The following is an 11,194-nucleotide window of genomic DNA, read 5'->3' as shown; positions in this document are numbered from 1 at the left end:
GGTGGGGGAACGCAAGGGATTCGGAAGTAAAGGACCTTGACTCGGGTTACGGCATCGATTTCAGGTCGGCCGGATCGAACTCCAGCGCGGCCGACAGCCGCTTGAGCGCGTCGACGACCTCCAGCAGGCCTTCATGGCCGAGCGCTCCGATCACCCGGTCCGCGGCCGCCTCCAGGTCGGGGTCGATGGCCTCGATGGCGGCCCGGCCCGCCGCCGTGGGGCACAGGAGCTTGGCACGGCGGTGGGCGGGATTGGTCTCGTATTCCGCCAAGCCCTTGTCGACCAGCAGGTCGGCCACCCGCTGCACGCCCTGGCGGGTCAGGCCCCGCAGCCGGGCGATGCCGGCCACGGACATGGGCGTGCCGAGGACCGCGCTGAGCACCTGCCACCAGGCCACGGTGATGCCGGCGGGCCGGGCCAGCGCGTCGCCGAGGGCGAGGAACTGGCCGTTGAGCCGGTAGACCGTGAGCGCGGCGTCGGTCAGCATCGGGCCGTGCGGGTACGGGGACGGCGGTCCGTTCATGCGGAGGAGAGTACCTCCCAGGCCGACGTGTCCTTCTTGCCGAACAGCCGGTACCACGCGTCGAGCACGACCGGAGGGTAGACCTCCAGCTTGGCGAAGATCTCACGGGCGAACTCGACGGGAGCATAGGCGGCCGCGGTGATCAGGTCGCCGTCGGTCACCGCCGGGGAGTCGACGTAGTGCTCCGCCCCGGCGTACTTCTCGGCCATCGCGAGGTAGAAGGGCGCGTTGCTGGTGTGGGGGCGGGAGTCGAGCAGTCCGGCGCGGGCCAGGCCGAGGGTGGCGCCGCAGATCGCGGCGACCGGCACCCCGGCTTCGAGGAAGGCGGCGGCCTTGGCGGCGAACGGCGCCAAGGAGTCGCCGCTCTCCCACGGCTCGCCGCCGGGCAGGACCAGCATCGACGAGCCGGACGGCTGGACGTCGGACAACAGCACGTCGGGCAGCACGCGCAGCCCGCCGATGGTGGAGACGGGGTCGAGCGTCAGGGCGGCGGTCACGACACGCTGCTCGGCGAGCCCGGCGGTGACGTAGCCGAACTCCCAGTCGGACAGGCCGTCGTACACACCCATGTAGATCGTGTTCATGACAACATGCTGTCATTTGGACAGCATGTTGTCAATCCAAAACATGCGAAGATGATCCCCATGGCAGAGATCGTCGGAGGCGGGCGCCCGGTCAACGATGCCGAGCGCCGCGTGATCGCCCATCTGCGCGACCACGCGCCCGACGACTGGCTGCTGCTGCACAACGTCGAGGTCCCTCGCGGCGACGACGTCTTCGAGGTCGACCTCCTGGTCATCACCGGCCACTCGCTGGTCGTGATCGACGTGAAGGGCACCAGGGGCCGCATCGAGGTCGCGGGCCCGCGCTGGTTCCCGTCGAGGAGCCCCGCGTACGGCTCGCCCGCCGTCAAGCTCCGCGGCACCGCCAGGGCGATCAAGGGCCTGCTCGTCGACAAGCATCGCGAGCTGGAGCGGGTCTACGTCGACAGCCTTGTCGTGCTGACCGCGCCCGACGCCAAGCTGGTCGACCCCGACAACCGCGACACCGGCCACGTGAGCGGCCTGCCCGGCCTCATCGACACCCTCGGCGACGTGCGGCGGGTGCGCCGCGGCGGCACCACCGACGCCAGGTCCTACCGCGGCGCCATCCTCGACTCGCTCAACGCGATGGTCCGGCGCAGCACGGCCGCGCCCAGGTTCGGCCACTGGGAGGTGGAGGAGGAGCTCGGCGGCGACGCCAAGGTCACCGAGTATCGCGCCTTCAACGCCACTCTGCCCGGCAGCCAGACCGTGCTGCTGCGCGTCTACCAGGCCGATCCGATGGCCGACAAGGCGACCCGTGCCGCGGAGCTGCAGCGCATCGCCAACGCCTACCAGTCGCTGGCCATCCTGCCGCCGCACCCCAACGTGGTGCGCCCGCGCGACTTCTTCGCCATCGACGACGAGAGCCGCTTCGTCCTGGTCCTCGACGACGTGCACGGCGAGGCGCTCCAGCTTCGCAGGCAGGTGGGCCAGGGCGTGATCAGGGAGATGCTGGCGGGACTGGTCCACGCGCACGCCCACGGGGTGATCCACCGCGCGCTGACGCCGGCGAGCGTGCTGGTGACCGACGACGGTCACGCGATGCTCACCGGCTTCGACTACGCCAAGCCGGGCCCGCGCGCCTACACCGTCGCCCACGAGCTCGGCAACGTGCTCGACACGCAGTTCGTGGCGCCCGAGTGCCAGAACCGCCCCGACCTGATGAACGCCGCCTCCGACGTCTACGCGGCAGGGGTGATCGCGCAACGGTTCCTGGCCGATCCGCCCGAGGTGGTGGCGCGCATGCTCGACGTGTCACCGGCCCGCCGGCCGTCGGCCGCGCAGGCCCTGGCGGCGCTCGACGAGCCCGCCGCCGAACCCCAGCCGGAATCGTCGTGGTGGAAGCGGCTCTTCCGTCGCGACTGAGGCTACTCATGGGTAACTGAGTATCCGGGCGCTTACTGACGCGCAGGCCCGAGGCCGAGACTCTCTTCCATGCGATTCTGGATATTTCCGGTCACGGTGGTGGTGGCGCTCTTCGCGATCTGGTTACTGATCTTCCTCGACGTACCCCTGTCCACCCTGCTCTCGCTCGCCCTGGGCTTCGTCAGCCTGGCCTGGCTGGTCGGCCTGCTGATCGTCCCGTGGAACCTGTACTTCGGCGCGCTGCGCGCGGTGGGCGGCATGGCCGAGTCGCGCAGGCGCGGCATCGAGATCGACGCCCACCACGAGGAGGAGGCGCGCAGGATCGCCCAGCGCATGCTGCGCCTGGCGATCGTCGGCCACGTGCTCTCGGCCGTCGTGGTGGGGGTGATCAGCTACTTCTCCGGCAGCCAGGTGGGCTACTACTTCGCCGGGTTCTACCTGCTCAGCACCCTCTTCCGTCCCGCCGTCGCCTACTTCGGCCACCTGCGCCGCCGCATCACCAGCCTGTCGACGAGCACGACGCACCCGCGCGACGACGTGCTGACCATGCGGGAGTCCGTCCAGCGGCACGAGCAGGAGCTGAGGCGCATGGCGGAGGAGAACGACCACCTGCGCGACGAGATCGCCATGCTCCAGGGACGGGTCTACGACGCCGAGCGCAAGGTCAACGGCATCTCGCAACGTTTCGCCGAGACGGTGAACGGCATGGCCGACAACCACGAGGTGATCACCGGCCTGAAGGCCTTCATCCGGTTGCTGCGCGCCGAACAATGAGCCCCGCACGGGGGCGGGGCTCATTCGCGCGTCGTGCGTCTAGGGCGGCGGGGGCAGGTCGACCGGCGCGGGCTCCACAGGTGTCACGTTCGGCGGCGCGGCGTCCGGGATCCCGGTCTGCAGCACGGCCGCGTGGCCCACGGTCGCGTCGGCCGCGTTCAGGCCCAGCAGGGTGGCGTGGGCGGCGTTGACGTAACCGCTCTTGGCCAGCGGGTCGAAGAAGTACCTCCCGTCGCGCTCGGTCGGCCGGCCCCTGGCGTCGGTCGTGACCTGCTCGTTGGTGACCGCCTGCGCGATGGCCGGTCGCGTGAGGTCGGCCGGGATGCGGACGCCGAAGTTGACGGGCCACTGCACCGGCACGTCGATGACCTTCTTGCCGAACGACGAGATGGAGGCGGCGGCCACCTCGCCGCTGAACGTCACGGGCCCCTCGGGCGTGGTCACGGCTCGGACCTGGACACGCTCGGCGTGGACGCCGATGGGCGGCTGGATCACCCTGCCCAGCACCTTCGGGACGAACGGCATGCCGACGGTGATCTCGGAGCCCCCCGCCTCGGCGTAGGCGCTGCACGGGGCCGGCCGGGGCACGCCCTCCTCGCCGGGCAGCCTGTGGCCCAGGGCGCGGGTGAACAGGGCGCCGCCCCTGCCGAGGCCGGGCCCGCGCGGGAAGGCCAGGTCGATCAGGCCCTTGCCACCGCTGCGTTCCTCGGGAGCGGCCGGGATGGCCGGGTAGTGGGCGCCGTAGAGCGTGGTGTCCACCAGGCCCGCCAGGCCCTTGACCCGGACGATCCAGGAGTGGGCCTGGACGCAGCCGCCGTCCGCGACGACGGTGCCCCAGTCGTCGGCGGAGCGCTCCGCCTGCTGTGCTGCCGCCGCCGTGATCGATGGTGCCGCGGCTGCGACGGCGAGGCCACCGATGAGCCCGCCGCGGCGCGCGAAAGTGCCCCATTTCATGGCTGGACCCTCCATTGTTACAACAAGTGATCATTCGGTGACACATAGGTATCATGCTGCTGTCAGAGCTGGTCGAGCACGTCCACCACGTAGATCAGATCCCGGCCCTCGGGCACGCCCATGCCGCCCGTGGTCATCCCGAAGCCCCTGGTCCGTGCGGCAGGCACCGTGAGCACGACCCGGCTGCCCACCCGCTCGCCCACCAGCGCCTCCAGCCAGCCAGGCGGCACCGCTCCGGGGAGAAGCGTGACGGCGTTCGGGCCGCCACGCCGGTAGGAGGAGTCGTAGACCTGCCGTGAGGCCAGGTCGGCGCCCACATACTGCACCACGAGCCGCGCGCCGGGCCGTACGACCTCGCCCCTGCCCTCGACCGGCACGCCGGGACGCGGATCGTCGGGCACCGCGGGCAGGCTCCGCCCCTCCAGGCGCGCGTCAGGCGCGTAGCCGCCGAGCACGTCGAAGAGCAGTACGAGGGTGTCGCCGGGATCGACGTTCGCCGGCGGGCCGTCAGGCCCGAAGCCCGTCACCGCCGGGCTGACCAGGAGCACCCTGCTGCCCGGCCGCCTGCCGATCAGGGCCTCCTCCCACGTCTTGGAGACGTGTTCGCCGTCGAAGACGACCGTGGTCGGCTGGTGGGTGTCGTAGGTGTTCAGGTACGGCTCGTTGCCGGTCCACTGGCGGACCTCGACATCGGTCAGCACCACGTCGCCTCGCCGCGACGGCCGCCCCGAACCCTCCTCCAGCACCGAGATCGTGTGCGTCCTGCCCTCCGGCCTGGCACTGGGCAGGTGGATGACGGGCTTGGCGCCCACCCGGCCGGTCACGATGGGCATCGCCTGGTTCGCGCCCAGACCGCAGGAGGCGGTGGCCAGGAGCAGGGCAAGACATGTCGCACGCACGGTTGTCGGCATTTCCCCGGTCCCGCCTGCGAGAACTCCGGATACGGCAAGCTTGGGGCCATGAGCCTGACCGTGCGGGTGGCCAAGGCCGCCGAGATCGCCCTGGCCACCCGCAAGCACGTCACCTTCCTCGACGTGGTGACCGGGCTGCGCTGGCTGCACACACGCCATGTCGACACCTGGCGGCAGGGGCGTGCCGCCACGCTCTCCGAGCTGGCCGCGGTCGACGACGAGCGCATGGTTCAGGCGGCGGCGCTCCTGCGCGACTGGGCGCGGGCCCAGGGTCTCAGGCCCGCCGCGGTGCCGTACCTCTCCGGCAGCCGCGACCGGCGCGAGCTGCGCTTCACCCGTGAGGGCGACCAGGAGGCCTTCCGCACCCACTGGCTCTCCGCCGAACTCAGCGAGGCCAGGGTCAGGCAGCTGACGGCCGAGAAGGTGCCCGACCTGGTCGTGGTCGTGCCGCAGAAGGCGTGGACGTGCGCCGACTGCGGCGAGACCGGGCCTTACCTGATCATGGAGGAGGAGCGGCCGCACTGCCTGACCTGCACCGACCTCGACCACCTGGTCCTGCTGCCCGCCGGCAACGCCACGCTCAGCCGCCGGGCCAAGAAGGAGAGCACCCTGTCGGCGGTGGTCGTCGAGTTCAACCGGCGCCGCAAGATCTACCAGCGCGTCGGCGTGCTGGTGGAGGAGGCCGCGCTGGCGCTGGCCGAGGAGCAGTGCCTGGCCGACGAGGAGGTGCGGCTGCGCCGCCGCGACCGCGACCGGGAGCGGCGCGACCACCAGGACGAGGAGTACCAGGCCCGGATGGCCGCCGAGATCGCCCGGCTGTTCCCCGGATGCCCGGACGGGCGCGCCGAGGAGATCGCCCGCCACGCCGGCCGGCGCGGCAGCGGCCGGGTGGGCCGCACGGCCGCCGCCAAGGTGCTCGACGAGAACGCGATCACCCTCGCGGTGGTGGCCTCCGTGCGCCACCTCGACACCGACTACGACACCCTGCTGATGCAGGGGGTCCCGCGCATGCTGGCGCGGGAGCGGATCCGCGAGAAGATCGAGGCTAAGCTCGCCTCGTGGAGATGAGGGAACGGCTGCTGGAGTTCGCCCTGAGCCTGCCCGAGGCCTGGGAGGACGAGCCCTGGGAGGGCGACACCGTGGCCAAGGTGGCCAAGAAGATCTTCGTCTTCCTGGGTTCCCCCGACGGGTTCACGGTGAAGCTCACCAGCGAGGCGCACGGCCACGCCATGACCGTGGAGGGCGCCGAGCCCGCGGGCTACGGGCTGGGCAAGTCGGGCTGGGTCAGCGTGCCCTACTCCAAGGCGCCGGGCTTCGAGGTGCTGCGCGACTGGGTCGAGGAGAGCTACCGCAACGTGGCGCCCAAGCGGCTGGTGAAACTACTGGACGGCCAGGCGTAGGGCGAAGCCGACGAGCACCACGCCGGTCACCCGCTCGATGCGGCGGCGCATGCGCGGCGTGCGCAGCAGCGCGCCCAGCCGGTCGACGACCAGGATGTAGAGGGTGAACCAGAGCGCGTAGAGCCCGGCGAAGATCGCCGAGAGCAACACGGGCGACTCGGTGGCCATGAACTGCGGCAGGAAGGTCACGAAGAAGAGCAGGACCTTCGGGTTGAGCAGGTTCGACAGCAGCCCGCTGCGGATGTGACGCGCGGTGGGCGCGCTCGACTCCGCGGCGCGTCCGCGGGCCCGCAGCGCCTGGACCCCGAGCCACAGCAGGTAGGCGACGCCGGCCCAGCGCAGGATGGCGAAGGCGGTCGGCGAGGCGGCCAGGAGGGCCGAGAGCCCCGCTGTCGCAGCTGCGGCGTGGACGGTCAGGCCGATCAGCCCGCCGAGCATCGTGCGGAGTCCCGCGGCGCGGCCGTGGCTGATGGAGGTGCGCATGATCAGCGCGGCGTCCGGCCCTGGAATCATGATCATGATCAGTCCGGTCACCGTGAAGGTGAGCAGCATGGCGGGGATCTCCCGGAGAGCTGGGGGCGCGCTCCGAGGAACCCGCGGGTGTGCAGGCCGCACGGAACGCGGGCAAACAACAACAAAAGTGCCTTGTGGGCATCAAGATGCTATCGGAACAGTTAGCACGCTCTGACCCGTCACACCGGACATGATGATTCTGCTGCTGGCCCTGCCCCTGCTCCACGCCGACTGGCCCGTGACCGAGGCTCCGCGCGAGACCCACTGGGTCAACCCCTGCGGAGACCCCCGGCTCGGCGCCGCGGGCCGGGTCGAGGTCGCCAACGCCCAGAAGCACGACCCGGCCTTCTCACGACTGGAGGAGATCGCCCGCTACCGCAACGTCAAGGCCGCCAAGCAGGCCATGGCCGACCTGCGCGGCGCCCTGGTGCGCTGCGCGCGCACCGACGACGGCAGCGGCGTGGGCCGCGACCAGGTGTGGACGAGCACCTCGGTCAAGGTGGGCGACGAGGCGCTCAGGGTGGCCATGCAGAGCCACCACGGCGCGCGGCCGACGCTGCACGGCCAGCGCGCCGTCGTCGCGAGACAGGGCCGCTACGTGATGGTCTACGCCCACGCCGACGAGGGCTCCGACCTCCCACGCGCCTCCGACTTCCGCCGGCATCTCAAGGACGCTCAGGTGACCGCCAGACGGTTGCGGTAGGCGGGGTCGCGCCACAGTTCCTTCTCCAGGACCTCGCCGATGATCGTCGCGGCGTCGAAGACGTCGACGAACCGGGTGTAGAGCGGGGCGAAACCGAACCGCAGGATGTCGGGCGCGCGGAAGTCGCCGTGCACGCCACGGTCGATCAGCGCCCGCATCACCGGGTAGCCGTCGTCGTGCAGGAAGCTGACCTGGCTGCCCCGCCGCTCGGCGTCGCGCGGCGAGGCCAGCTCCAGCCGGTCGCCCACCAGGTCGATGAAGAGGTCGGTGAGCATCGTGCTCTTGCGCCTCACATCGGCCACGGCCACCTGGTCCCACAGGTCGAGCGAGGCCTCCAGGGCGGCGAACGACAACACGTGCGGGGTGCTGACGGCGAAGCGCCTGATGCCCTCCGCCGGCCGGTAGCGGGGCTCGAAGGCGAACGGCTCCGCATGGCTGTACCAGCCCGGCAGCACGTTCTGGGCGGCCTCGTGGTGGCGCGGGTTGACGTAGAGGAAGGCCGGGGAGCCGGGTCCGCCGTTGAGGTACTTGTAGGTGCAGCCCACCGCGAAGTCCGCCTCGGCGACGTCGACCTCCAGCGCTCCGACGCTGTGGCAGACGTCCCAGATCATCAGCGCGCCGGCCTCGTGGACCTGGCGGGTGACCTCGGGCACGTCGTAGCGGGCGCCGGTGCGGTAGTCGACCTCGGCCAGCAGCACCACTGCGGCGCCCTCGAAGCCCTCCGAGACGTCCCGTGTCGGGCCGAGCCGTTCGATCATGTAGTTGTCGGTGGGGAAGTTGGCACGGTCCACCACGATCGTGCCCGGCCGCAATCCCAGGGCCGCGGAAACCGCCTGGTAGACGGCGATCGAGGTGGTGTTGCCGACCACGACCGTGCCGGGACCGGCGCCGATCAGCGGCGCTAGGCGGTCGCCGGTGGTCAGGGGCTGGGCGAACCAGCCCGCGCTGTTCCAGCCGCCGACCAGCTCGCGCCCCCACTCCTCGGTGACCGTGCGGGCCACCCGCTCCGCCGTACGGCGGGGCATGGCGCCCAGGGAGTTGCCCACGAGGTAGACGACCCCCTCGGGCAGCACGAACTCGTCCCTGAAGCCGCCCAGCGGATCGGCCTCGTCCAGCGCGGCGCAGGCCTCACGATCCAACACCCAGATACTCCTTCGCAGCAGCCGGGTCCCTGCGGAACTCGGCGGTCGTGGCCTGGTAGACGAAGCTGCCCTTCACCATGCACCGCACCTCGTCGGCGACGGCCACGGCCAGGTGCAGGTTCTGCTCGACCAGAATGATCGACATGCCTTCCAGGCTCGAAAGGGCCCGGCCCAGCTCCTCGACGACGAGCGGCGCCAGGCCTTCAGACGGCTCGTCGAGCAGCAGCAGCCGGGGGTTGCCCAGCAGGGCCCTGCCGATGGCGAGCATCTCCTGCTCGCCGCCGGACAGCTGGTCGCCCCGGTGGCCGCGACGGGCGGCCAGCGAGGGGAACAACTCGTAGACCCGCTCGATTGTCCACTCCCCCGGTCCGGAGGATATGGCGAGGGTCTCCTCGACGGTCAGCGAGCGGTAGACGCGCCGCCCCTGCGGCACGATCCGCACGCCGTGCCGGGCGATCTGCCGGGTGTCGAGCCCGGCCAGTTCGTCGTCGCCGAGCCTGATCGAGCCGCTCCACGGCTTGACCAGGCCCATGAGGGTGTGCACGAAGGTCGTCTTGCCGACGCCGTTGCGGCCGAGGACGGCCACCGCCTTGCCCGGCGGGAGCTCCATGGCGGCTTCGTGCAGCACCTGGCCCTGGCCGTAACCGGAGGTGAGCGCTTCGACGGTCAGCACCAGATCTCCTTGGCCGTACCCAGGTAGACCCGCTCGACCTCGGCACTGGCCTTGATCTCGGCGGGCGAGCCGTCGGCGATGACCTTGCCGGAGGCCAGCACGGTCACGTGGGAGGCGACCGCGAACACGACGTCGAGGTCGTGCTCCACGATCAGCAGCGTGGTGTCCAGGTTCTGGATGAGCTCGGCGAAGCGGGCGCTCTCGGCCGACGACATGCCCGCCGCGGGCTCGTCGAGCAGCAGCAGCCTGGGCTGCTGGGCCAGGGCCATGGCCACCTCCAGCCTGCGTGCCTCACCGTGGGACAGGGCGCCGGCTGGTCTTTCTTCGCTGAGCTCCATGAGGTCCAAGTAGCCGGTCACCTCCCGTTTTATATCCATATTTCGCCCACTACCCAGCCACGCCCTCATCCCGAGCCCCCGCCGCGCCCGTACGGCCAGCGCCACGTTCTCCGCGCAGCTCAGCCCCGCGAACAGGCTGCTGTGCTGGAAGGTCCTGGCGATGCCGCGCCGCGCGCGCCGATGTTCGGGCAGCCCGGTCACGTCCTGGCCGTCGAACTCGATCGTGCCGCCCGACGGCCTCAGCGCCCCCGCGATCATGGCGAACAGCGTCGACTTGCCCGCGCCGTTCGGCCCGATCAGCGCCCGCCGCTCCCCCTCGCCCACCGACAGGCTCACCCCGTCGACGGCGTTGAGCGCGCCGAAACGCATGGTCAGCTCATGCAGCCTGAGCACGTCGCCTCCCCAGCAGTCCGTTGGGCAGCAGGTAGACGCAGATCACGAACAGCGCGCCCTCCACCAGCAACCACAGCTCGCCGAGCGCGGTCGAGGTGACCGAGCGCAGCACGATCAGACCGACGCCCGCGATCAGCGGCCCGATGAGCGTCTGACGCCCGCCGAGCAGCACCATGATCAGCAAGAGCACCGATACGCCGATCTCCAGGTGCGTGGGTGCGACGAAGGTGTCCTTCTGCTCCACCAGCGCTCCCCCTGCCGCGCAGACCGCCCCGGCGATCACCACGGCCGCCAGCCGTACGCCGGTCACGTGGTAGCCGAGCGCGGCCATGCGCGCCTCGTTCTCGCGCGCGCCCGCGATGGAGCGGCCCAGCGGGCCGTCGCGCAGCAGGACCAGCACGCCGAAGCCGACCGCGACGACCGCCAGCGCCCACCAGTAGAACGTCACCACGTCCAGGCCGGTCGGCGGGATGTCGGCCAGGCCGTTGTCGCCGCCGGTCACGCGCGTGGAGCGGGTCGCCGCCTGCACCGCGATCTCGCCGATGGCCAGGGTGAACATCAGGAAGAAGAAGCCTCTGGTGCGCACCGCGAACCATCCGGTGAGCAGGGCGAACAGCACGCCCGCCGCGATCGCGACCAGCAGTTGGAGCGCCACGTTGGGCGTGACGTGCTTGGCGGTCAGCCCTGCGGCGTAGGCTCCGACGCCCAGGAAGGCCGCGTGGCCGAGCGAGGGCAGCCCGCCGTGCCCCACCAGGAAGGCCAGGCTCGCGGCCATCAGCCCGTAGGCGAGCCCACCGGCCAGCAGGTCGAGGCGATAGGCGTCGAGCATGTACGGCATGGCAGCCAGCAGGACGAGGGCGGCCGCGAAGGCGAGCCTCCTCGTCAGGCGGCTCATGCGCGCGTCGCCTCCCCTCATGACGC

14 protein-coding genes are annotated in these 11,194 nt (G+C 71.1%); 5 read left to right on the top strand and 9 right to left on the bottom strand.

Annotated elements, in window-relative coordinates:
- Positions 1–46: 46 nt before the first annotated feature.
- Together HNR30_RS17910 and HNR30_RS17905 are read right to left on the bottom strand one after the other, a co-directional pair.
- Positions 47–523 carry a MarR family winged helix-turn-helix transcriptional regulator gene (locus HNR30_RS17910; protein WP_220133632.1) on the bottom strand — a complete coding sequence of 159 codons (477 nt, stop codon included), beginning with the start codon at positions 521–523 and terminating at the stop codon, positions 47–49.
- Positions 520–1,107 carry a DJ-1/PfpI family protein gene (locus HNR30_RS17905; RefSeq protein ID WP_181610963.1) on the bottom strand — a complete coding sequence of 196 codons (588 nt, stop codon included), beginning with the start codon at positions 1,105–1,107 and terminating at the stop codon, positions 520–522. Before HNR30_RS17905 ends, HNR30_RS17910 begins: the two co-directional genes overlap by 4 nt.
- 60 nt (positions 1,108–1,167) lie before the next feature.
- Between HNR30_RS17905 and HNR30_RS17900 the strand changes: the two genes are divergently transcribed.
- Together HNR30_RS17900 and HNR30_RS17895 are read left to right on the top strand one after the other, a co-directional pair.
- A complete protein-coding gene (locus HNR30_RS17900) occupies positions 1,168–2,472 on the top strand; it encodes an NERD domain-containing protein kinase family protein (RefSeq protein ID WP_181610962.1) in 1,305 nt (434 codons plus the stop codon).
- A gap of 69 nt (positions 2,473–2,541) precedes the next feature.
- Positions 2,542–3,246, top strand: coding sequence for a hypothetical protein (locus HNR30_RS17895; protein ID WP_181610961.1), 705 nt, complete (start codon positions 2,542–2,544; stop codon positions 3,244–3,246).
- A gap of 39 nt (positions 3,247–3,285) precedes the next feature.
- Here the strand turns inward: HNR30_RS17895 and HNR30_RS17890 are convergent, their stop codons facing one another.
- Positions 3,286–4,200: a hypothetical protein gene (locus HNR30_RS17890; protein ID WP_181610960.1), complete on the bottom strand. Its 915-nt coding sequence runs from the start codon at positions 4,198–4,200 to the stop codon at positions 3,286–3,288.
- A gap of 62 nt (positions 4,201–4,262) precedes the next feature.
- Positions 4,263–5,111, bottom strand: coding sequence for an FKBP-type peptidyl-prolyl cis-trans isomerase (locus HNR30_RS17885; protein WP_181610959.1), 849 nt, complete (start codon positions 5,109–5,111; stop codon positions 4,263–4,265).
- A gap of 48 nt (positions 5,112–5,159) precedes the next feature.
- Here HNR30_RS17885 and HNR30_RS17880 point away from each other — a divergent pair, with 48 nt between their 5' ends.
- Both HNR30_RS17880 and HNR30_RS17875 read left to right on the top strand, forming a co-directional pair.
- Positions 5,160–6,179, top strand: coding sequence for a DUF2293 domain-containing protein (locus tag HNR30_RS17880; RefSeq protein WP_181610958.1), 1,020 nt, complete (start codon positions 5,160–5,162; stop codon positions 6,177–6,179).
- Complete coding sequence (locus tag HNR30_RS17875; RefSeq protein ID WP_181611160.1) at positions 6,176–6,511, top strand: MmcQ/YjbR family DNA-binding protein; 336 nt, start codon at positions 6,176–6,178, stop codon at positions 6,509–6,511. Before HNR30_RS17880 ends, HNR30_RS17875 begins: the two co-directional genes overlap by 4 nt.
- On the opposite strand, the gene HNR30_RS17870 is transcribed toward HNR30_RS17875, so the two are convergent.
- The gene (locus HNR30_RS17870) at positions 6,491–7,063 is read right to left on the bottom strand and encodes a LysE family translocator (RefSeq protein WP_181610957.1); all 573 of its coding nucleotides are present in this window, start codon (positions 7,061–7,063) and stop codon (positions 6,491–6,493) included. The genes HNR30_RS17875 and HNR30_RS17870 overlap by 21 nt on opposite strands.
- Positions 7,064–7,217: 154 nt before the next feature.
- On the opposite strand from HNR30_RS17870, the gene HNR30_RS17865 reads away from it, so the two are divergent.
- Positions 7,218–7,727 (top strand): hypothetical protein, encoded by a 510-nt coding sequence (locus HNR30_RS17865; protein ID WP_220133630.1) that lies wholly within the window; start codon positions 7,218–7,220, stop codon positions 7,725–7,727.
- Here HNR30_RS17865 and HNR30_RS17860 read toward each other — a convergent pair.
- From HNR30_RS17860 to HNR30_RS17845, 4 genes are read right to left on the bottom strand one after another with little or no spacing between them, the layout of a single operon-like run.
- Complete coding sequence (locus HNR30_RS17860; protein ID WP_376771743.1) at positions 7,700–8,869, bottom strand: kynureninase; 1,170 nt, start codon at positions 8,867–8,869, stop codon at positions 7,700–7,702. The genes HNR30_RS17865 and HNR30_RS17860 overlap by 28 nt on opposite strands.
- Positions 8,856–9,542 carry an ABC transporter ATP-binding protein gene (locus HNR30_RS17855; RefSeq protein WP_181610955.1) on the bottom strand — a complete coding sequence of 229 codons (687 nt, stop codon included), beginning with the start codon at positions 9,540–9,542 and terminating at the stop codon, positions 8,856–8,858. Before HNR30_RS17855 ends, HNR30_RS17860 begins: the two co-directional genes overlap by 14 nt.
- The gene (locus tag HNR30_RS17850) at positions 9,536–10,273 is read right to left on the bottom strand and encodes an ABC transporter ATP-binding protein (RefSeq protein ID WP_220133629.1); all 738 of its coding nucleotides are present in this window, start codon (positions 10,271–10,273) and stop codon (positions 9,536–9,538) included. Before HNR30_RS17850 ends, HNR30_RS17855 begins: the two co-directional genes overlap by 7 nt.
- Entirely contained in the window at positions 10,257–11,189 is a 933-nt protein-coding gene (locus HNR30_RS17845; RefSeq protein WP_181610954.1) for a branched-chain amino acid ABC transporter permease, read from the bottom strand. The genes HNR30_RS17850 and HNR30_RS17845 overlap by 17 nt, the downstream gene beginning before the upstream one ends.
- Between the last annotated feature and the right edge of the window lie 5 nt (positions 11,190–11,194).

It is taken from the genome of Nonomuraea soli (assembly GCF_013761175.1).
In the GTDB taxonomy this organism is placed as follows: Bacteria; Actinomycetota; Actinomycetes; order Streptosporangiales; family Streptosporangiaceae; genus Nonomuraea; species Nonomuraea soli.
Note: the sequence above shows the minus strand (reverse complement) of the source record. Positions and strands in the feature narration are given on the sequence as shown.